Origin of the sequence: Algimonas porphyrae (assembly GCF_041429795.1) — a bacterium.
Classification (GTDB): domain Bacteria; phylum Pseudomonadota; class Alphaproteobacteria; order Caulobacterales; family Maricaulaceae; genus Litorimonas; species Litorimonas porphyrae.
This window is the reverse complement of the sequence record NZ_CP163424.1, coordinates 1810328-1831546: the sequence shown is the minus strand read 5'-3', so window position 1 is coordinate 1831546 and position 21219 is coordinate 1810328. Positions and strand designations below refer to the sequence as shown.

At 59.4% G+C, this 21219-nt stretch carries 21 protein-coding genes; 13 read left to right on the top strand and 8 right to left on the bottom strand.

Annotated features, from left to right (window positions below; genetic code table 11):
- Positions 1 to 218 precede the first annotated feature (218 nt).
- A complete protein-coding gene (locus tag AB6B39_RS08820) occupies positions 219 to 1112 on the top strand; it encodes a hypothetical protein (protein ID WP_284368958.1) in 894 nt (297 codons plus the stop codon).
- Entirely contained in the window at positions 1109 to 1933 is an 825-nt protein-coding gene (locus AB6B39_RS08815; protein WP_284368959.1) for an alpha/beta fold hydrolase, read from the top strand. Before AB6B39_RS08820 ends, AB6B39_RS08815 begins: the two co-directional genes overlap by 4 nt.
- Here AB6B39_RS08815 and AB6B39_RS08810 read toward each other — a convergent pair.
- The gene (locus tag AB6B39_RS08810; protein ID WP_284368960.1) at positions 1928 to 2425 is read right to left on the bottom strand and encodes an Lrp/AsnC family transcriptional regulator; all 498 of its coding nucleotides are present in this window, start codon (positions 2423 to 2425) and stop codon (positions 1928 to 1930) included. The two genes, AB6B39_RS08815 and AB6B39_RS08810, sit on opposite strands and share 6 nt — an antisense overlap.
- Positions 2426 to 2481: 56 nt before the next feature.
- Here AB6B39_RS08810 and AB6B39_RS08805 point away from each other — a divergent pair, with 56 nt between their 5' ends.
- Genes AB6B39_RS08805 through trpA form a run of 4 tightly spaced genes read left to right on the top strand, consistent with a single transcriptional unit; the run spans position 2482 to position 6213 of the window.
- Positions 2482 to 3531, top strand: a complete 1050-nt coding sequence (locus tag AB6B39_RS08805) for a PLP-dependent cysteine synthase family protein (protein ID WP_284368961.1) — start codon at positions 2482 to 2484, stop codon at positions 3529 to 3531.
- A 33-nt stretch (positions 3532 to 3564) separates the two neighbouring features.
- Positions 3565 to 4215: a phosphoribosylanthranilate isomerase gene (locus AB6B39_RS08800; RefSeq protein ID WP_284368962.1), complete on the top strand. Its 651-nt coding sequence runs from the start codon at positions 3565 to 3567 to the stop codon at positions 4213 to 4215.
- A gap of 4 nt (positions 4216 to 4219) precedes the next feature.
- The gene (gene trpB / locus AB6B39_RS08795) at positions 4220 to 5434 is read left to right on the top strand and encodes a tryptophan synthase subunit beta (RefSeq protein ID WP_284368963.1); all 1215 of its coding nucleotides are present in this window, start codon (positions 4220 to 4222) and stop codon (positions 5432 to 5434) included.
- Positions 5431 to 6213, top strand: a complete 783-nt coding sequence (trpA, locus tag AB6B39_RS08790) for a tryptophan synthase subunit alpha (RefSeq protein WP_284368964.1) — start codon at positions 5431 to 5433, stop codon at positions 6211 to 6213. The genes trpB and trpA overlap by 4 nt, the downstream gene beginning before the upstream one ends.
- On the opposite strand, the gene AB6B39_RS08785 is transcribed toward trpA, so the two are convergent.
- Positions 6210 to 7979, bottom strand: a complete 1770-nt coding sequence (locus AB6B39_RS08785) for a hypothetical protein (RefSeq protein WP_284368965.1) — start codon at positions 7977 to 7979, stop codon at positions 6210 to 6212. The two genes, trpA and AB6B39_RS08785, sit on opposite strands and share 4 nt — an antisense overlap.
- Positions 7980 to 8257: 278 nt before the next feature.
- Here AB6B39_RS08785 and AB6B39_RS08780 point away from each other — a divergent pair, with 278 nt between their 5' ends.
- The 3 genes from AB6B39_RS08780 (at position 8258) to AB6B39_RS08770 (ending at position 10361) form a co-directional block, all read left to right on the top strand.
- Positions 8258 to 8872, top strand: a complete 615-nt coding sequence (locus AB6B39_RS08780; RefSeq protein WP_284368966.1) for a hypothetical protein — start codon at positions 8258 to 8260, stop codon at positions 8870 to 8872.
- The gene (locus AB6B39_RS08775; RefSeq protein ID WP_284368967.1) at positions 8869 to 9180 is read left to right on the top strand and encodes a winged helix-turn-helix domain-containing protein; all 312 of its coding nucleotides are present in this window, start codon (positions 8869 to 8871) and stop codon (positions 9178 to 9180) included. The genes AB6B39_RS08780 and AB6B39_RS08775 overlap by 4 nt, the downstream gene beginning before the upstream one ends.
- Before the next feature lie 77 nt (positions 9181 to 9257).
- A complete protein-coding gene (locus AB6B39_RS08770; protein ID WP_284368968.1) occupies positions 9258 to 10361 on the top strand; it encodes an NADH:flavin oxidoreductase in 1104 nt (367 codons plus the stop codon).
- Here AB6B39_RS08770 and AB6B39_RS08765 read toward each other — a convergent pair.
- On the bottom strand, positions 10355 to 11884 hold the full coding sequence (locus AB6B39_RS08765; RefSeq protein WP_284368969.1) for an acyl-CoA carboxylase subunit beta: 1530 nt from the start codon (positions 11882 to 11884) through the stop codon (positions 10355 to 10357). The genes AB6B39_RS08770 and AB6B39_RS08765 overlap by 7 nt on opposite strands.
- 219 nt (positions 11885 to 12103) lie before the next feature.
- Between AB6B39_RS08765 and AB6B39_RS08760 the strand changes: the two genes are divergently transcribed.
- On the top strand, positions 12104 to 12844 hold the full coding sequence (locus AB6B39_RS08760; RefSeq protein WP_371398516.1) for an SIMPL domain-containing protein: 741 nt from the start codon (positions 12104 to 12106) through the stop codon (positions 12842 to 12844).
- On the opposite strand, the gene AB6B39_RS08755 is transcribed toward AB6B39_RS08760, so the two are convergent.
- A complete protein-coding gene (locus AB6B39_RS08755; protein ID WP_284368971.1) occupies positions 12845 to 13738 on the bottom strand; it encodes a haloalkane dehalogenase in 894 nt (297 codons plus the stop codon). It abuts the gene before it with no gap.
- Positions 13739 to 13787: 49 nt separating this feature from the next.
- On the opposite strand from AB6B39_RS08755, the gene AB6B39_RS08750 reads away from it, so the two are divergent.
- Positions 13788 to 14441: a fumarylacetoacetate hydrolase family protein gene (locus AB6B39_RS08750; RefSeq protein WP_284368972.1), complete on the top strand. Its 654-nt coding sequence runs from the start codon at positions 13788 to 13790 to the stop codon at positions 14439 to 14441.
- 1 nt (position 14442) lies between these two features.
- Complete coding sequence (locus AB6B39_RS08745) at positions 14443 to 14862, top strand: hypothetical protein (protein ID WP_284368973.1); 420 nt, start codon at positions 14443 to 14445, stop codon at positions 14860 to 14862.
- Here AB6B39_RS08745 and typA read toward each other — a convergent pair.
- A complete protein-coding gene (gene typA / locus AB6B39_RS08740; RefSeq protein ID WP_284368974.1) occupies positions 14859 to 16718 on the bottom strand; it encodes a translational GTPase TypA in 1860 nt (619 codons plus the stop codon). The genes AB6B39_RS08745 and typA overlap by 4 nt on opposite strands.
- Before the next feature lie 1201 nt (positions 16719 to 17919).
- On the opposite strand from typA, the gene AB6B39_RS08735 reads away from it, so the two are divergent.
- Entirely contained in the window at positions 17920 to 19086 is a 1167-nt protein-coding gene (locus AB6B39_RS08735) for an FAD-dependent oxidoreductase (RefSeq protein ID WP_371398515.1), read from the top strand.
- Here the strand turns inward: AB6B39_RS08735 and AB6B39_RS08730 are convergent.
- From AB6B39_RS08730 to AB6B39_RS08720, 3 genes are all read right to left on the bottom strand, one after another.
- Positions 19083 to 19460, bottom strand: a complete 378-nt coding sequence (locus AB6B39_RS08730) for a HesB/IscA family protein (protein ID WP_284368976.1) — start codon at positions 19458 to 19460, stop codon at positions 19083 to 19085. The two genes, AB6B39_RS08735 and AB6B39_RS08730, sit on opposite strands and share 4 nt — an antisense overlap.
- A complete protein-coding gene (locus AB6B39_RS08725; RefSeq protein ID WP_348520130.1) occupies positions 19457 to 19786 on the bottom strand; it encodes an SUF system Fe-S cluster assembly protein in 330 nt (109 codons plus the stop codon). The genes AB6B39_RS08730 and AB6B39_RS08725 overlap by 4 nt, the downstream gene beginning before the upstream one ends.
- Positions 19787 to 20004: 218 nt before the next feature.
- Complete coding sequence (locus tag AB6B39_RS08720) at positions 20005 to 21219, bottom strand: aminotransferase class V-fold PLP-dependent enzyme (protein WP_284368978.1); 1215 nt, start codon at positions 21217 to 21219, stop codon at positions 20005 to 20007.

Genomic DNA, 21219 nt, shown 5'->3' with positions numbered 1-21219 from the left:
GCCCCGTCGTAAACTGGTTATTCTTTGCTTTGCCATCGATGTGGCGAAGCCCGCGCCTCGTGTCTTTATCAGGCACAGACCGCCTCAACGCCGTGGCGCCCGAGATGGGTGAGGCCCGGTCGCACACTTCCCTCTGCCCACATGAAAATCTGGTCGCTTGAGCAAACGCATGGAGCTCTCAGGACGACACGCTAGACCGGGTGCAGGAGGATTGATCCATGCACCCATTTGCTCGCCCCCTCGCCCTGACTGCGGCTTTGCTGCTGACAGCCTGTGCGACCTCAGCCCCGGACGCGCCCGACTGGCCCGATCCGGCCAGCGCGGAAGCCAATGGCTGGACGGCGGAGCGCTTCGATCAATGGGTCGAGACCCGGGCCGGTGCGCCGGATGTGATCGGCGATGGCGAGCCGGTCTACTGGTATTCCGTTGGTACGCTGCGCGCCTTTCCCGGCGGCGAGCTGCTCTACCGCATCGAAGGCTATGACATTTCCAATGCGCGTCGCGTCTCCGCCACCAAGGCCGAACAATATTCGCGCAAGATCTATATTTATCGCGACGCCATGACCAACGATGTCGTGCGTATGGTCGACGGCGAACCGGTCGATCCGATCGCCTATCCCTATCAATTCATCAGCTATGAGCTGCGGCAGCCGGATGATGGCAGCGCCTATCTGGAAACCTATGTCGAACAGGGCAAGGAACCGCGCGTGCAGCGGATCGGCCCCGGCACGGACATCACCGTGCGGCAGATCGGGGAGCTGTCGCTCTACACCGCGCCGCTCTTCCTGGATTTCCCCCTGCCGGACGGAAGCCGCTATCAGACGTTCGAAAACTATGACTTCATCATTCCGGATGAGGCGGAAGACGGTCCCGCTTCCATCACCTTCATGCGCTACGGTCCGCTGCCCGATTTTGCCAAGTCGGACGGCGTGAGGATGGGCGCGATGCATATGCAGACCTGGCGGATCGATGATTATGCGGACGTGCCACAAAGCCTGCGCGACTATATCGAGGCGGATGCACCGCTCTATACGGCCCCGCCGGCAGATCTGGCCGATATTCGCCGCCTGCAGGGCCGCCCGGCTGACTTCGTGCTTGAGAGTGGCGAATGACGATCCGGCGTCATTTCGTCGACGGCCCGTTCGGGCAGGTTCACTACCGGACATGTGGCAATCCGGCGGCAAAAGCCCGTCCGCTCCTCTGCCTTCATCAAAGTCCGAAGAGCAGCCGTGAATTCGTCACCATCCTGCCGCACCTCGCCAACCAGCAAACTGGCGAGGAGCGGTATGTGATTGCCGTCGACAGTCCGGGCCACGGCGAAAGCGATGTGCCCTTGGCGCAGGCAGACGCGACCGTCCCCAACTATGCGCGCTCAGCCTGGGCGGTGGTGGACGCGCTGGGCCTGCTCGATTCTGCGGGAACGATCGATATTCTCGGCCATCATACAGGCGCGAAGGTCGCAACCGAGATGGCCTGGCAACGCCCGGGCGATGTCGCCGGGATCGTCATGGTCTCCGCTCTCGTACTCACGTCCGACGAACAGGCTGAGTTCGAACATATGTTCACCGAAGTACCGCTCGATGAGGCCGGCACGCGCTTCCAAGGCCAATGGGACGCGGCGATCAAACATCGCGGTCCGGGCGTCACGCTGGAAATGCTGGCGGCCAGCGTGGCTGAAAACAACCGGGCGGGCGACGCTTATGAATGGGGGCACAAGGCGGCGTTCGCCTATAATGCGCATTTTCCGGACCGCGTTGCGACACTGGATCATGCCATCACCGTGCTGAACCCGAACGACATGCTGTTCGAATTGACGCCGCGCGTCGCGCCGCTGCTAAAGAATGGCCGTGTCGTCGATTATCAGGACTGGGGCTTCGGCTTCATGGATGTCGATCCGCAAGGGGCCGCAAAGGCCGTCCTTGAGGCGCTATAGCGGAAGCTCGGTGGTGAATTTCAGTTTCTCCATCGCGAAGCTGGCCGATACATCGCTGATCTGCACCTTGGCGATGAGTTGCTGGTAGACGCGGTCATAATCGGCGACCGAGGCGATCATCATCTTGATGATATAGTCCACGTCTCCGGCCAGTCGGTAGAATTCGACAATCTCCGGGATCGAGTCCACCGTTCTGGCGAACTGCGCGGCCCAGTCGGCGGAGTGATTGTCGGTCCGGATGTGAACGAAGGCGGTCAGCGGCAGGCCGATCGCCTCATTATCAATAAGGGCTACACGCTTTTCGATGACGCCTTCGGTCTCAAGCCGCCGAACCCGCCGCCAGACCGTGTTGAGCGATACACTCAAGCGCTCGGCGATGGAATCGAGTGACTGCGTGGCGTCCGATTGAAGCGCTGCCAGGATTTTCCTATCTACGGTGTCAATTTTCGGCGTCATGAACAGCTGGTAGAAGGTTTTTTGATAAAAGGCCATGAGGGAGCTCAACCATTACGATGATTTCAACAGGGACGTTTCACTAGAGGGCGCCTATGAGCGATATGTCCCTGATCCACGATCCGATCCCGTTTTCACGGGCCGATTATGTCGAGCCGAAGCCCTTTCGCTGTCTGGAAAGGCTGATCGGCAACACGCCGATGATCGCGATCGACCTGTCCTATAAGGGCGAGCCCCGACGGGTTTTCGCCAAGCTGGAATATTTCAATCTGTCCGGCTCCATCAAGGATCGGATGGCGCTGGAAGTCCTGCGCAGGGCCTATGAGACGGGCGCGCTGCGCCCCGGCGACACGATTGTCGAAGCCACGAGCGGCAATGCCGGCATCGCTCTGTCCGCGCTCGGGCGCGCACTGGGTCATCCGGTCGTGATCTACATGCCGGACTGGATGAGCGTGGAACGGATCGAACTGATGCGCAATTACGGCGCCGATGTCCGCCTGGTGAGCCACGCGGAAGGCGGTTTCCTCGGTAGCATTGCCAAGACACAGGAATTGGCGCGATCACGCAATGACGTGTTCCTGCCGCGCCAATTCGAGAATGAAGACAATTGCAACGCGCATTGCCGCACGACGGGTCCGGAAATCCTGGCCCAACTCACACTGGCGGGCGCAACCGCATCCGCTTTCGTGGCCGGCGTCGGCACAGGCGGAACGGTCATGGGCGTTGGCAAAGCCTTGCGATGTGCCGATCCATCGATCCGGATTCATCCGCTGGAACCGATGGAAAGCCCGACGCTCTCCACAGGCTACAAGACCGGCAAGCATCGCATTCAGGGTGTTTCGGACGACTTCATCCCCGACATTCTCTGCCTGCAAAGCTTGGACAGTGTGGTGTCTGTCAATGACGGCGACGGCATCATCATGGCGCAACGTCTGTCGGCTGAGCTGGGGCTTGGCGTCGGGATCAGCTCCGGAGCCAATCTGATCGGCGCGGTGAAAGCCGGAGATCAGGGCGGCGATGTGGTGACTGTCTTCTGTGACGATTCAAAGAAATATCTATCGACGGATCTGACGAAGCGCGAACCCGTGAAGCCCGACTATCTTTGCCCGGATATCGAACTGCATGGCTTCGACGTCATCGGGTGACATTGCAGACGGGCATCGCTATGCGCGCCCGCAATGCAGACACAGGTTAAAATCTGCGGGCTGACCCGTCCGGACGATGTCGCAGTCGCGGTAGACGCGGGCGCGGATTATCTGGGCTTCATCGTCGAGGTGAAAAGCGCGCGCAGACTGTCCGTCGCGCAGGCCGCAGCTCTAATAGACGGTGTCCGGATCAATAAAGTTGCCGTTACCGGCGATCCGTCGGACACAGTTGTAGCCGACATCAAGGCGGCTGGCTTCACGCATATTCAACTACACGGCTTCGAGACACTGGCACGCGTGGCCCAAATCGCGCGGACAGGCTTGTCAGTGATCAAGGCGGTACCTGTAGACAGTCGTGACGACGTGGCCCTCGCAACCGATTATAGCGGCTCTGCAGATCTGGTTCTATTCGACGCTAAGCCGCCCAAAGGCGCACCCAAGGATGCCCCGCGCGGTGGACATGGACTGCGCTTCGACTGGTCGATATTGAAAGGCGCAGCCCTGCCGAAACAATGGATCCTGGCAGGCGGCCTGGATCCAGACAATCTGGCGCAGGCAATTCGACGAACTCATGCGCCAATTGTGGATGTTGCGTCTGGTGTCGAAATTTCGCCCGGCGTAAAGGATCCAGCCTTGATTAAAGCGTTCATCGCGCAAGCGAAGGGAATGGACAGACATGGATAGCGGGATGAACGAAAGCTGGCCTGACGAACGCGGGCGCTTTGGCGACTATGGCGGTCGGTTTGTCGCCGAAACGCTAATGCCGCCGATCCTGTCGCTCGAAAAAGCGTATGAGGACGCCAAGGCCGATCCGGCCTTTCAGGCAGAATTCGACGATTTCATGACCCATTATGTCGGTCGCCCTTCCCCGCTCTACTTCGCGGAACGGCTGACGGATCATGCAGGCGGCGCACGCATCTATTTCAAGCGCGATGAACTGAACCATACGGGCGCGCACAAGATCAACAACTGTCTCGGCCAACTCCTCCTCGCCAAGCGCATGGGTAAGCGCCGTATCATCGCCGAAACGGGCGCCGGCCAGCACGGGGTTGCGACTGCTACGGTTGCCGCGCGGCTTGGTATTGACTGCATCGTCTATATGGGTGCGACCGACATCGTCCGGCAGAAACCCAATGTCTTCCGCATGCGCCTGCTCGGTGCGGAAGTGCGGGCCGTGCATAGCGGCACGGCGACACTCAAGGACGCGATGAACGAGGCGTTGCGCGACTGGGTCACGAATGTCTCAGATACATTCTACTGCATCGGCACGGTGGCGGGGCCGCACCCCTATCCGGCCATGGTTCGCGATTTCCAGGCGGTGATCGGCCATGAAGCCCGGGCGCAAGTGCTGGAGCGTGAAGGCCGACTGCCTGACGCTGTCGTGGCCTGCATTGGGGGCGGCTCCAACGCGATGGGTCTGTTCCATGCTTTCGTGCCTGACACGGATGTTCGTCTGATCGGTGTCGAAGCTGCTGGGCGTGGCGTGAAAAGTGGGCTGCATGCAGCGTCACTCAATGGCGGGAAGCCGGGCATTCTGCATGGCAACAGGACCTATCTTCTGCAGGATGAGAACGGACAGATCGCCGATGCGCACTCGATTTCGGCGGGTCTGGACTATCCCGGCATCGGTCCCGAACACGCCCATCTGCATGACATCGGTCGCGCCGAATATGTCAGCGCGACGGACGATGAGGCGCTGGAACATTTTCAACTCTGCGCCAAGCTTGAAGGGATCCTGCCCGCGCTGGAACCTAGTCACGCCATACCGCGCACGCTGGATCTCGCAAAAGAGCTAGGACCCGACGGGCTCATCATCATGAATATGTGCGGTCGCGGCGACAAGGATGTCTTCACCATCGCCGATGCGCTCGGCGAGGACATTGCGGAAGGAACGGAAGCGTGAGCGCCCGCATCGATGCCGTCTTCGCGAAGGATCGTCCGGCCTTTGTCGCCTACATAATGGGTGGCGACCCGGACGCTGAGACATCGCAGCGTGTGATGAACGCACTCCCCGATGCTGGCGTCGACATCATTGAGCTTGGCTTTCCCTTCACCGATCCCATGGCGGATGGTCCCGTAATTGAAGAGGCCGGCATCAGGGCTCGCAAGGCCGGCGCCACGCTCACCTCCGTTCTGGAGATGGCGAAAACGTTTCGGGCTCAGGACACAGATACGCCGATCATTCTGATGGGCTATGCTAACCCCGTCTATCAAATGGGCTATGAGGCATTTTCCGATGCAGCATCCCTTGCAGGCGTCGACGGTGCCATCATTGTCGATCTCCCGCCTGAAGAAGACGGACCGCTACGCCAAGCCATGGATGCCAGAGATATGTCGCTGATCCGTCTTGCAACACCGACAACGGATGCTGCGCGTCTCCCCCTTGTCGTCTCCGGCAGTTCCGGTTTCGTCTATTATGTCAGCATGACGGGCGTGACAGGCGGCGCACTCGAGAGCGGTGGGTCAGTCGCTGAGCAAGTGGCACGTGTACGCGATGCGGCCAACCTTCCCGTTATCGTCGGCTTCGGTGTCAAGACGCCGGACCGCGCTGCCGAAATCGGGCGCGATGCGGACGGTGTCGTTGTCGGGTCGGCGATCGTCCGGGCACTTCATGAGGACGGCGAAACGAAAGCGTTGGAACTGGTCAGGTCGCTGGCCGATGCGACCCATGCTGCGCGTTAGTCCTCAGTGCCCTCTTTTTCGCGCAGAATTCTGGCAAACTGAGACAGGTAGGCCTGGTTCGTCGTGCTGAGCGCGTCGCGTCCATCCAGTTCAGTTGCCAGGTCCAAGCCGTGTTGGGCGTAGACTTCGCCATCATCCGCCAGATAGGCCAGACGCTGAAGACTATAGAGTTTGTAGCTGACGCGTGTTTCATCATCATCGGGCAGCGCATCCGATTGCGAGACGATCTCGCGGTGAATGTCCGCCGCAATATCTGTATTGCCAAGCTGATTGTGATCGTAAGCCAGAGCCAGCTTGGCCGAGAGGCGGCTGCGTTGAATGTCCGGTGAGGCACCGAAGCGACGTTCCATGGCTGTGATCATATCCAGCATGTCCTGATGAAACGGGAGAACAGCCGAGCGTTCCCGCTTCATCAATTCGGCTTCCCGAATCTCCGTCATAACCGCTCCTGCAAGCTGATTGACCCGCGCGACGTCAAACCCACTCTCCAGCATGTCCGCTTCGGTCTGCGCGATGAGCTGCTTGATCAACGCATTGGCGTCCTCGGACCGATCGGAGAGCCGCAATTGCTGCGCCTTCATGAGAAACAGCATATACTCGTGCTGCCATTCATCCGGAAAGCGTTCGATCAGAGCCGTCTGCCTCTGGACCGCTTCGTCCGTGCGCGCCAGTGCCGTTTCCATCTCGCCCAGCCAGGCATATTCCAGACCAACCCGTTGCAACCGGTTCGGCAGAGATTGCAAAGCCGTCAAATCGCCCGCCTCCGCGAGCGAGCGGTACAGCTCGATCGATTTCTCATGGGCTTCATGATGATTGGCGATGCGATCAAGCCGATGCATCGCATTGGCGCGCGCATCATGCATCGCAGCTTCGCGTCTTTGCAAATTCTGAAGCGTACGCCCCGATACGTAAGGTTCCAGCGCCTCGAAATAGTCGATCGTCCGAACGGCATCATCGAGCGCTCGCAACCAGTTAGACGACCGGATCGACAGATAGGTCAAATGCTCCCCCGCATAAGCGGCCAGCCAATAAGGCTGCTCTTCGACGCGACTGACACTGAGCGTTTCATCGGGCAGAGCGAAATCCGGCATGTCCGTATAGCGCTGCAAGGCCGCATTCAGGGCCTCATAGCGTTTTTCCAGCTGTGACTGATCGAGGCGCTCTATTGCCAGAACGGCTTTGAGGTTTTCGGAGAAGAGTTTCTCTTTAGGTGTCCGGCTGATGGTTTCCAGTGTTGCCGAGGTTCGGCGCGCTTGGGCGAAATCTTCGTTTTCAAGCTGCGCACGCGCCAGCATCTCCAGATAGGCCACATTGCCAGGGTCGAGCGATACGGCCTTTCGCGCGGCCTCGACTGCCATGTCTGTATCGCGTGAAAATGCGAGACGAGACAGCCGAATATATTCGTCCGCTGTCTCTGCTTCGCTTTCTAGGATCGCCAATCCTTGCGCCTGTGTGGACGGCAGCGCCAACAGGGTAAGCGCTTCGAGCTGACGGGTAGAGCCTTCTTCGAAGGCGGACGCCAGTACGGCATCGGCGGCATCCGTATCATCGATAAGCGCGCGCAGATCGTCGGCCTTATCGACATCAATCTGACCATTTTCGATCATTCTGGCGATGATCGCACGGCTATCATCCGGCGCGGCGTCCTGATCTGTCAGAAACTGATAGAGGCCGAGGACCCCACCGAGCGTGGCCAAGCCGACGAGCGCGCCCCAGATGATCCGCATGGACTGATGCGCCCGACTTTTCAGGTCCTGCTTCGGCATAGTTCGGAAAATCCCTCTCAGACTGCCTGCCTATGACACGAAGCGAAAGAACGACAAAGATACCATCGCACGGCGTTCGCATAGACCTCACACCTCGAAAACTGGCTTGGAGTGAGCGCGGGCTTGATGTGTGAACAGCCCGTTCCGTCCCAATTTAGCGAGTGATTTCTTGTGCGTGACCAATAAGGGGATATCAAAACAGTTTGAAATATAAACTTGACATTTTTACAAAGCCCCACCAATTGTAGTTTGCATTACAAACTTATCTGGATCGCGAAATGACATCGACCCTTATCGAAAACCTCGAACAAGCAGCACAGATCGCCAAGGAAGGTCGGGCCTCCCCCCTGCTAGGCGGCGAAATCGGGCTCACATGGACCATTCTCGCAACCATCGCCCTCATGGCACATGGTGCGATCATTTCAGGCTGGACGCCTTTAAACCCGAACTTCGTCGGTCTTGTATGGCTTGTCTACGGAGTTACAGGACTGCTGATCACGGCAATCCTGGCTAGACGTCTGAACAACATGTCGTCCGCGTCCTGCACGCTCACCAATCAGGCATCACGAGCGACATGGGTTTCAAGTGGCCACGTGATCGTCGTCGTCGTCATGTCTATCATCGTTGCCATAAACGTGAATGACTACTCGTTCGATCTGTTCAACGTCATCGTGCCCTTGGCGTTCAGTTTGGCAACTCTGTCCTATGCCGTCCTCGCGAAACTCACAGGGCAAGGTTATCTGAGATTCGCCGCAATCCTGAGCGGCAGCGCCGCGTCCGTGACCTTGATGATAATCCATGAACCCCACATGTATTTTGTTGCCGGGATTCTCCTCTTTATCTCGGGTGTCATTCCATCTGTGATCGAGATTCGGAAGGCTCAAACCGCGTGACTGGCTCTGAACCTGCTATCGACATTGAGGCGATTGATGATGTTATCCATGGTCGTCTGAGGCTTGGTGTCATGGCCTATCTCTCGGCAATCTCTCCCGCCAGTTTTCCCGAGCTACGAGATAAAACAGGGGCGACCAATGGCAATCTGTCGACCCATTTGACCAAACTCGAACAGGCCGGCTACGTACGACAGGAGAAAGGTTTCAAGGGCAAGCGACCACAAACGCTGGTCCATCTGACGCCAGAAGGTCGAGATGCCTGGATCGATTATCTGAATGCGATGAAGGCGTTGCTGGGCTCTGCATAAAATTGAAGACCGCCAGATCATCCCTGTTGGGCGGTCTTTGCTTTACGAGCGGTGCACCATCTGGCTAAGCCGCACGAATGACCAATCCTTTATTTACGCCTTTCACGCTCGGCACGCTCGAGCTCCCCAACCGTATCGTCATGGCCCCCATGACACGCAGCTTCGCCGTCGATGGCGTACCGGGTGACAATGTCGCGGAATATTACGCACGCCGGGCCGCCAACGATGTTGGTCTGTTGATCACGGAAGGCACACATCCCGACCGGAAAGCCGCCGGCAATGATGCCGGGGCTCCCTTCTTCTACGGCGATGCGCTGGATGGCTGGAAACATGTCGTCGCGCGCGTCAAGGCCGAAGGCGGACGGATCGCCCCGCAGCTCTGGCATACGGGCTATATGCGCAAACCCGGTACAGGACATTTTCCCGATGTCCCGTCGGAGAGCCCGTCCGGCGTGACCCATACGGGCTCGAAAGTCGCGGAAGCTCCAAGCGAATCCGATGTCGTCGAAATGGTCGAAAGCTATGCCAGATCAGCTGGTTACGCCAAAAACTTGGGCTTTGATGCGATCGAGATCCACGGCGCGCATGGCTATCTGATCGATCAGTTCTTCTGGGACATCATGAATGTGCGTGAAGACCGCTATGGTGGCGGCCTGCCAGAGCGTGCCCGGTTCGCTGCTGAAATCATTCAGGAATGTCGCAAGGCCGTCGGGCCCGGAATGCCCATCATCATCCGCATTTCACAATGGAAACAGCAGGATTTCACGCAGCGTCTGGCCCACACGCCGCATGAACTGGCGGCGTTCCTTCAAGTCATGGTCGATGCGGGCGTCGATTGCTTCCATTGCTCGCAGCGCCGTTTCTGGGAACCTGAGTTTCCCGAACAGGAGGGTTATGAGGATTTGAACTTTGCGGGCTGGACCAAGAAACTCACGGGCCTCCCGACGATCACGGTCGGCAGTGTCGGCCTGTCCGGCGAATTCGTCGCGGCATTCGGGGGTGAAAGCTCCAAGCCCGCGTCACTGGACCGGTTGGTCGAAATGCTCGACCGCGGTGATTTCGATCTTGTCGCTGTCGGTCGCGCACTCCTGCAGGACCCGGAATGGGTGACGAAGATTCGCGACGGTCGCGAGGACGAGTTGCAGGACTTCACCCGTGAATCCCTGGCAACGCTCTACTGATCGCGCATCGCCAAACGAACGAAATTCGTCAGGAACGGACGGGTTTCCCGCGGGTCGATAATATCCTCGATGGCGTAGCGCTCCGCTGTGCGGAACGGTGAGGTGACTTCCGCCAGTTTCGCTTTGATCCGCACCAGTTCCGCCTCCGGATCATCGCTTTTGGCCAGATCGGACTGATAGGCCACTTCGACGCCGCCTTCGATGGGCAGGCTGCCCCAGTCCCCGCTCGGCCAGGCGGCCCGATATTGGAAACGCGTATGGTCGCTCATGGCAGCCCCTGCAACTCCGTAGGCCTTGCGCACGATCACCGTCGCCCAGGGAACCTGACTGGCATAAATGGCCTGCATCGTCTCCACGCCGCGCCGGATGGTCCCGGCCCGTTCCGCATCCAAGCCGATCATGAAGCCCGGATTGTCGACGAGATTGACGACTGGCAAGCCGAAACGACTGGCCAGATCGACATGGCGACGGACCTTCTGCGCCGTATCGGCTGTCCATGAGCCGCCGAGAAATGTCGGATCGGATGCAATGACGGCCACGGGCCAGCCATCCAGCCGTGCCATCGCCGTGATTGCGGCGCGGCCCCATTTACGGCCGATCTCGAACACACTGCCGCGATCCATCACGGACCGGACAATGCGGCGCATCGAATAGGTTTGAGCCCGGTCACGCGGAACGATGGACAGCAGCTCTTCATCCTTTCGCGTGGGGTCGTCGCCGGATTGGATCCGAGGCAGCGATCCACCCGCGCATGATGGAAGGAATGACAGAAAGGCTCGCGCGCGAGCGAAGGCTTCCGCCTCGTCGGCCACTTCATCGTCGACAACGCCGTTACGCGTCTGAATGGAAGACCCACCCAGCCCCTCCTTGTCTAGCACTTCGCCAAGCGGAGCAACGATGGCTGGACCGGCGGTAAACACCTGTGACAGGCCTTTGACCATGACCGAATAATGCGAGGCGACAACCCGCACAGCCCCCAGCCCGGCACAGGGACCGAGCGCTAGCGACACGACAGGGACGTTCTGAAGATTATCGGCGACCACTTCGAAACCCGGGATCATGGGCACATAGGTGTAGCCCATATCTTCGAGCGACTTGACCGATCCGCCGCCGCCCGTGCCGTCAATCATCCGGATAAGCGGGATGCCATATTCAGCCGCCATCTGTTCGGCGTGAACGAACTTCCGGTGGATGGCCGCGTCCGAGGCCCCGCCCCGCACGGTAAAATCATCCGCAGACGCGACGACGGACCGTCCTTCGATCTGCGCCTGCCCATAAATGAAGTTCGACGGCGACGATGTGATCAGCTTGCCGGTATCGTCGTAGCGACCCATTCCGGCAAGTTTTCCGATTTCTCGAAACGAGTCGTCATCAATGAGCGCGGTCAGTCTCTCGCGCGCCGTCAGTTTCCCGCGGGCCTTCTGACGCTCGACCTTCTCCTGCCCACCCATCGCCTCGGCCATCTTTTCGCGGCGGGCTTTCTGTTCCAGCTCGGAAGACCAGTCTGGGGGCGTGTCATTCATGCGCGCTTATATCTTTCGGCAAGGACCCGTTAGGGTGCGTGTGTGACCAAAGGCTTTGAACAGTATCTGCCACATTCTCGCCCCGAACGGATGGAATTTTCAACATTCAGCACATTTGCAATGATCATCGTGTTCAGCCCAGGCTCATCCACGATGCTTATGGAAACTCTTTCCGCGCCATGCGTTTATGCCACTGCAACCACTTTTCGAAAGGTCATTATGTCCCGTCTGATCTCATCCGCCGTTTTCCTGGCCGCCTTTGCTCTTCCTCTCACCGCCACGCCTTCAATCGCGAAGGCTCATGACGGCGCGAAGTCAATGCCGGGCGTCATTCATGTCACCGCGTCTGCGACGACGGATACGGTCCCGGACCGGGCCACCGTGTCAGCCGGCGTGCAAACCAACGGCAAGACGGCACAGGAAGCCATGCGACTGAATGCCGAACTGATGCAGAATGTCTTCCGCGCTCTGTCGCAGGCCGGTGTTCCTGAAGATGATGTCTCAACATCCTATCTGAACCTCAACCCGCAGTATAATTACGAGACGCGTGTCAACGGACAACCCCAACTAGTCGGGTATCAGGCGAGCAATCAGATCGCGATCACCACACGCGATCTTGATTCCGTCGGCCGTCTGATCAATTCGCTACTGAGCGCTGGCGTCAACAATATCAACAATGTGCAGTTTTCCGTCACCAACACGGATGCGGCGCAAGATCGGGCCCGAACGCAGGCCATCACGAAGGCGCGGCGCAAGGCTCAATCCATGGCATCCGCCGCTGGCGTCGATCTTGGACGTCTCGTCTCGCTGACCGAGGGCTCGGCCCCCACTCCGGGACCTTATTACGCGATGGGTGCCTCTGCCGTCCGCAATGAGAGCATGGACATGGCCCCGCCGCTCGCCCCGGGACAGCGCGAGATCCGCGCCACCGTCACGCTCAGCTACGCGATCGCCGACTAGTCAGAGCTTGCTGGCCACATCGAGAATAAGCGCGGCGAGTTCGTCGGGCTTATCCTCCTGAAGAAAGTGCCCGCCACCTTTAATCACGCGGTGCGGCTGATCTTTCGTCCCTGGAACGCGCTTCTGGAAGATTGCATCGCCTCCCTTGGTGACAGGGTCCTGATCGGAAAAGCATGTCACAAACGGCTTCTCCCATTGCGAGAGTACCGTCCAAGCCTGGCGGTTATCCGCCGCGCCCGGATTATCCTCTGCGGTGGGTACCAGGGCGGGGAATATGCGGGCGCCAGCCTTATAGACCTCATTTGGGTAAGGCGCGTCATAGGCCGCGACCTCGGCTTCGCTGAGCTCACGCACGGTCGCCCCCTGAAGAATTTTACCTGTCGGAAATTCAGGGACGGTCTGCGAGAATTGCTGCCATTGCAGAAAAGCCTCGCTCGGCGTTCCCTGACCGGTCGGCAGCATCGTATTGCCGGCTACGACGGCGGAGAATCGCTCGGGCCGGGCGGCAACAAGCCGCAATCCGATTAACCCGCCCCAGTCCTGACAAAACAGAACAACGCCCGTCAGATCCAGACTGTCGAACCATTCCAGCATCCAACCCACATGCGCGTCATAGCTATAATCCTGCAAGGCGGCGGGCTTGTCCGACTTTCCGAAACCGATCAGATCCGGAGCGATAACGCGGTAGCCTCCATCTGCGACCGGCGGAATCATGTGCCGATAGAGATAGGACCAGCTCGGTTCGCCATGCATCATCACAACAGGGCGGGCATCCCGCGGGCCCTCGTCGATATAATGCAGCCGCAGCCCGCTTTTCAGCTCTGCATAGTGCGGCTGAAATGCATAATCCGGCAAATTCTCAAATCTCTCATCCGGTGTGCGCAGAATTTCCATGATCTCTCCTTCGTCTCTTGATAAGCTAGCAGACAGACAGAGGCCCACAATGCACGAATTCGTTTTCCCGCCCGCCATTCCCGTATCTCTGCCCGTCGTCGGCACGGAGCAGCGTTTTCCGGTTCGTCGCATCTATTGTATCGGTCGCAACTACGCCGATCACATCAAGGAAATGGGCGGTGATCCGGCCCGGTCTGAACCTGTTGTTTTCACCAAGGCCGCCGAGGCGATTGTGCCGAGCGGGTCGGAAATCACCTATCCGCCTAACACGTCCGACATGCATTTCGAAGTCGAACTGATCGCGGCGATCGGTCCAGACGGTGTGTTCGGTTACGGCGTCGGTATCGATCTGACGCGGCGTGACTTGCAGGCGTCTGCCAAATCCAAGGGTGGTCCCTGGTCCCGCGCGAAGAATTTTGCTTCCTCCGCGCCATGTTCGGCGTTGACACCCGCCGATCAGGTCGAACTCGGCGATGCACATATCGTCCTGCGCAAGAACGGCGAGATCGTACAGCATGGCCGTCTCTCCGACATGATCTGGTCGGTCGAAGAAATCATCGACCAGATCGCCAGTGATATGGACCTCGCCCCCGGCGATCTGATCTTTACCGGGACACCTGACGGTGTTGGCCCTGCCGTTGCGGGAGATGACCTCGAAGGCGGTATCGAAGGACTGGAACCCATCAGGATCAGGATAATCTGATATGGCTGAAAATACTGACACGCCGACCCATAGCGTCGATGATATCCTCATGCCGCTCGCTATTGCGGTAGTAATCGATCACAAGGTTCGTCAGCTCGAAGAGACGGCCTTCGTCACTCATGCCAATGGCCTTCTCGAACTATTTGGACACGACACCAAACCCGACGCGGATATTCTGCGCTGGTTTGCGGAACGTAAGGTCGACCTGGAAGATCAGCTCTGGGACAAGGGCGGCAACACTCTGGTTCTGAAATCCCTGACGCGCTTCGACGAAGCGCACCATCGCGAAGCCGTTTTCGACGCGCTCGTCTCCATCAGCATCGCCGACAATGAATATGTCACCGAGGAATCACGGCTGATCAAATCCGCCGCCTCCCTCTATGGTTTCCAGCGTCCGCCTCTGAAGGTCAAACGCGACTAGCCGTCTGTCTCCAGCGCTTCGCGAGCGCGCTGATCCTTCTTGCGCTCATGCTCCAGCAGGTAACGCTTGCGGATCCGAACACTCTCCGGCGTGACTTCGACCAGCTCGTCATCATTAATGAATTCCAGCGCGAATTCGAGCGTCGTCTCGATCGGCGTGACCAGCACGACCGCTTCGTCCGACCCAGCGGCGCGAACATTGGTCAGCTTTTTGCCTTTGAGCGGATTGACGGTCAGGTCATTGTCGCGGCTGTTTACGCCAATCACCATACCTTCATAGACTTCGGTCGCATGGCCGATGAACAGCTTGCCGCGTTCCTGCAGGTTCCAGAGCGCAAAGGCGAGCGCCTTGCCGGTCGAGTTGGCAATCAGCGCGCCCTTCTGGCGCCGCCCGATGCCCGCCTTGGCCCGCGGCGCGTAGCGGTCGAAATTGTGATACATCAGACCGTTGCCGGATGTCAGCGTCATGAAATCCCCGCGGAAACCGATCAGGCCGCGCGTCGGAATATCATAGTCCAAACGCACACGCCCCTGCCCGTCGGGCTGCATGTTCTTCAGATCACCCTTGCGTTCGTTCAAGCGCTGAATGACCGCACCTTCCGTGCCTGCTTCCAGATCAATCGTCAGCGTTTCCCACGGCTCGCAGAGAACGCCGTCTATTTCACGGTTGATGACTTCGGGTCTCGAAATGGCGACTTCATAACCCTCACGGCGCATGTTCTCGATCAGGATTGACAAATGCAGCTCGCCCCGGCCCGATACGCGGAACTTGTCCGCCTCGGATAGTTGCTCGACGCGTAGCGCGACATTGTGGATCAGTTCCCGGTCCAGCCGGTCCTTGATATTGCGCGAGGTGACATATTTGCCCTCCCGACCGGCAAACGGGCTGTCATTAACCTGGAAGGTCATGGACAGGGTCGGCTCATCGACGGAGAGCTGCGGCAGGCCCTCGACCATTTCCGGATCGCACAGCGTATCGGAAATTCCGATCTTTTCGATCCCGGTAAAGGTGACGATATCGCCCGCCGTGGCTTGTTCGGTTTCGACCCGTTCCAGACCCATAAAGCCAAAAATCTGGCCGACCTTGGCCTTGCGTTCCGTCCCATCTGCGGCCGCAACAATGACAGGCATGCCCCGGCTGATCGTGCCGCGCTGAATCCGGCCAATGCCGATGACTCCCTTATAGCTGTCATAATCGAGCGCGCTGACCTGTAGCTGCAGCGGCCCGTCCGGATCGACATTCGGAACCGGCGCATGCTGGACGATCGTCTCGAACAGGGGCGTCATATCCGTACCGGTTTCGCCCGCATCATGCGTCGCCCAGCCATTGATCGCAGACGCGAACACGGTCGGGAAATCCATCTGCTCATCCGTCGCCCCCAGCCGGTCGAACAGGTCGAAAGTCTGATCGACCACCCAGTCGGGACGCGCGCCCTGACGGTCGACTTTGTTGACGACCACGATGGGTTTCAGACCATGTTCCAGCGCCTTGCGGGTCACGAAGGTTGTCTGCGGCATCGGGCCTTCAACGGCATCGACCAGCAGCACGACCGAATCGACCATGGTCAGGACGCGCTCGACCTCGCCGCCAAAGTCGGCGTGTCCCGGTGTATCGACGATATTGATCCGCCATTCCTGTCCATCCGGAGCCGTCCAACGGATCGCCGTATTCTTGGCCAGAATGGTGATGCCGCGCTCTTTTTCGATGTCGCCACTATCCATGACGCGCTCGGCCTGCTCGCCACGCTCGTCCAGCGTGCCGCTCTGGCGCAGCAGCTTGTCGACGAGTGTCGTCTTGCCATGGTCGACATGCGCAACGATCGCGACGTTGCGGAGGTGTTTGATCTGTTCGGACATGGCGCGGCCCATAACGACCGGACAGCAGGATGCAAGGGGGCGATGGAGTCGATTTGCGCATGGCCTAACACTCCCTCCAACCGCAAGCGGTCTCCTGCAACCTTATGTGCCAATCCGAACATATCGTCTTCCGCTCTCTCCCTCGTCATTCCGGCCAAAGGCATTCGCGTCATATCTCCATTCACCGCCCCCCTCATTGTCCCCGGCATTGATTGCCGGGGCCTTTGGCCGTCGCTCACCCAGGTCGAAGTGGCGGTGTCGTTCTCAACTTGTCTGGCCGAAGGAGCGTTCACGGTCTCACCTTGTGGAGCACCCCCTGATGAGGCCCCGGCAATGAATGCCGGGGACGGTGGCTTTGACGGTTCTGAATGAGGCAGGCGCTATCCTGCGGCTGAGAGCGGGTCATCAGCATCACCCCTGGGGTGATCCCTGCATGTCAGAAGTGACACGAGGCGCGGGCTTAGCCCCGTGACCGGAGCAAAAGAGAAGTACCGTTTCGTCGCAAGACAGAGCCCGCGCGCGGTGATTGGCATCCGCCGTCACCGCCGTCCGACGCTCGTCCCATGCGTGAAGCGGCCTAACCCGTTAAGGACCGATCATGGCCCAGAGAGATGTTTGGCTCCGCGCAACCCGCACAGGGTCTGCGTCGAACGGTGGTGAGATCGGACAGGGTATCAGGGGTCGCATAAATCCCGCTGATGGTCCCGTCAGGCCCGACGCGCTCTGCCGCCGTTGCTAAGCAAAGCTGACGAACGTCGCCGCCGCTTGTAGCATGATCGCCACACGCCGGGCCCGACCCGCACACCGGCCCGCCACACCGAGGTTTATGCACCCCCTCGTGTCTGTGGCGAACAAGTGGGAGTATAGAGAGCTGATTTGAGGCGGGGATTGGGTTTGTGAAGGGCGGGGATTGAATGCCTAATGCGCCCCCTCCGCTTTCGCTGACCTGATCAGCGACCCTATCTCCCACCCCTCTCCGCCAGACGCAAAGTCAGGAGATGGACCCACCGATCAAGTCGGTGGGAGCGGACTGAAGGATGGCGCGTTCTGGACGCTATAAGCAGAGCTCAGCCCACCTCTTCCCCCGCCTCATCACCGGACTTGATCCGGTGATCCATCGCCCGACCCGCTGGCACGAACTGATGACATTCATCTCGCAACCCGCATTGCCTCCACCTCGCGCTGCTCATAAGCCCGCCTTATGATGGGGGCTTCATCCATTGGTATTGCCGGGTGCGGGATTGGCGGGCTGGCGGTTGCCTGTGCCTTGGCGAAGCAGGGACACAGCATCACCCTCTTCGACAAGTTCGATACACCTCGCCCGGTCGGGTCCGGCCTGGTGATACAACCTGTCGGTCAGACCTGTCTGGGCCGGATTGGCGTTCTGAAGGCAGCATTGGAACGCGGACGCGCAATCTATCAGCTCAGAGGCCATGAAAGCCGGACGGGCCGGACCGTGCTCAGGGCCAATTACGGCGCGTGGGGTGGAGCCGCGTTCGGCCTGGCGATCCACCGCGCCGACCTGTTCGAATGCCTTTATGACAAGGCGACACGCTCCGGTCTGACCATCGTTCCGTCCACCGAAATCACCGCAACCGTACTGGAAAAAGACAAGCGGATCCTGTGCGATCAGCACGGCCAGTCATATGGGCCTTTCGATCTCGTCATCGATGCATCGGGGGCAAAGTCCGCCCTGAGCCCAATCCGGACGCAGGCCCTGCCTTACGGCGCGCTGTGGGGGACGGTTGAATGGCCGGGTGATACGCTTTTGCGCCCCGACTGCCTGACGCAATGCTATCGCGGCGCGCATCATATGCTGGGCGTTCTGCCCCTGCATGATGATGGGCGCACGGCGATCTTCTGGAGCGAGCCGACCGACCAACTCGAGGCCTGGTTCAGCGGCGACCTGGACGCATGGAAGACGGCAGCCACCAAGCTGTGGCCGGACTTCGCGCCCTTCATCATGCAGATCGAGGCCCATGAAGCGATGACGGTGGCGCGTTACAGGCATGGCACGCTGGCCCAGCCATGGGGAGAGCGGATCGCCTATATCGGGGACGCGGCCCATCAGGCCAGCCCGCAGCTCGGTCAAGGGGCCAATATGGCGCTACTGGACGCAGCCGCACTGGCGGATGCCATTCGGAACGGGCCCATTGCGCTGGCCCCACAAGCCTATGCGCGCAAGAGACGGCTCCACATGCAATTCTATCAGGCTGTTTCCCGGGTTTTCACGCCCTTCTACCAGTCGGCCAACCCCACTTTTCCGTGGGTCCGCAACAATCTCATGCATCCTGTCAGCCAGATTTGGCCTGCTAACAGGATGCTGACGACGTTGATTTCAGGAGATCTGGTCCCGACAGGCGTCTAGTCTGCCACAACGGGCACGATGGTCACGCTTTCGCCGCAGCCACACGCATCGGTCTGGTTGGGATTGCGAAAGACGAACTTGCTGTGCAGCAATGTCGTTTCATGATCGATGATAGAGCCGAGGATAAATAGGACGGCCTTGGCATCGACGACAATCTGGACGCCTTTATCTTCGACAATTTCGTCGAATTTCTCCGGCTCGGACACATAGTCCATGACATATTCCATGCCGGCGCAACCGCCATTGGTGACGCCAACACGCAAATAGCCTTCACCGCGTTCGGCGAGGATTTCCCTGACTTGCGCCGCCGCCGCATCCGTCAGTGTAACCAGTTTGGGTCGCGGGCGGCGGGATTTCGTAAGTGTGTCCGTCATAGCATGTTGAGCTCGAGCCGAGCCTCCTCGCTCATCCGGTCTGGCGTCCACGGCGGATCGAAAACCATGGAGACTTCGACGCGACGCACACCGTCGACTCGGGCGCAGGCATCCTGCACCCAGATGGGCATTTCGCCCGCCACGGGGCAACCGGGCGCAGTCAGGGTCATGTCCACCAGCAAAGTCCGATCGTCTTCGAGTTCGACCTTGTAGATCAGACCCAACTCATAGACATCCGTTGGAATTTCAGGATCATAGACGGTCTTGAGCTGCGTGATGACGTCATGCGTAATCCGCGCGATCTCGCCGTCCGTCGGCGGCTCCATTGGTGCGCCCGACACATCCAGCACGTCACGCGCTGCCACCACGTCGGGCTTATCGGTCGCCACATTTCCACCGCCAGACCCAGCATCAGCCTCAGACTGTGGGTTGGCGTGGGACGCGTCCGGGACATATCCCGGGATCTGCGCATTGGCGATCTGCTCGGCGCGGCGTTCTCTGTCGGTTACATTGTCCATCTTACGTCCAATATAGGGGCATTCGCTCAGCCAAGGAAGACCGCAGCCTTTTTCACGGCAGTCACAAAACGGTCAGCTTCGTCCAGCGTGTTGTAAATACCGAAGCTGGCCCGCACAGTCGAATGCACGCCAAAAGCGTCCATCAAGGGTTGCGTGCAGTGCTGGCCCGCCCTGACGGCTACGCCATATTTGTCGAGAATCTGCGCAACATCATGGGCATGTGCACCATCCAGATTGAACGCCAAAACCGGGCCTTTATCCGGCATATCGCCAAAAATCCGGACATTGTTCAGATCGCGCAGCCCGTCCCGCGCAGCATGGTAACAGGCCATTTCATGCTGATGCACGTCGGCCATGTCATATTGAGAATACCAGTCTATGGCCGCGCCAAGGCCGATCGCTTCGAGAATGGGCGGTGTCCCGGCTTCGAACTTGGCCGGGGCGTCGGCATAGGTGATCCGGTCCATGAAAACGTCCTCGATCATCTCCCCGCCACCATTGAAGGGCTGCATCCGCTCGAAAATGTCCGCCGTGCCGTAGAGCGCGCCGATGGCCGTGGGGCCGTAGAGCTTATGGCCCGTCATGGCGTAGAGATCGACGCCGAGCGCCTGCACGTCGACATCCATATGCACAGCGGCCTGCGTGCCGTCGGAAATCATCACCGCGCCGGCAGCCTTGGCCCAGCGCGCGATTTCGGCAATGTTGTTGATCGTGCCCAACACGTTGGACATGTGCACGACCGAGACAATTTTCGTTTTCTTTCCAATCACTTTGCGGAAGGCGCTCATGTCGAGGCTGCCATCTTCCAGGACGGGAACGAACCTCAGCTCCGCACCGTAGCGTTCCCGCAGGAAATGCCACGGCACGATATTGGAATGATGCTCCATCTGCGTGATGACGATCTCGTCGCCCGGCTCGATCAGATGCGACAGACCATAGGCGGCCAGGTTCAACGCTTCGGTCGCGCCGCGGGTGAAGACGACATTGTCGGGCGACGGCGCGTTCAGGAAGGTCGCGACGCTCCGCCGGGCTTGTTCGAACGCATCCGTCGTTTCATTGGCCAGCGTGTGCAGGCCGCGATGGACGTTGGCATAGGCCCCGCGCATCTGACCGGCCATGGCGTCGATGACGGCATCGGGCTTCTGCGCCGACGCAGCATTGTCGAGGTAGGCAAGCGGATAGCCGTTCACAGCGCGCGCGAGGATTGGAAACTGATCGCGAATGGCTTGGATGTCGAACAT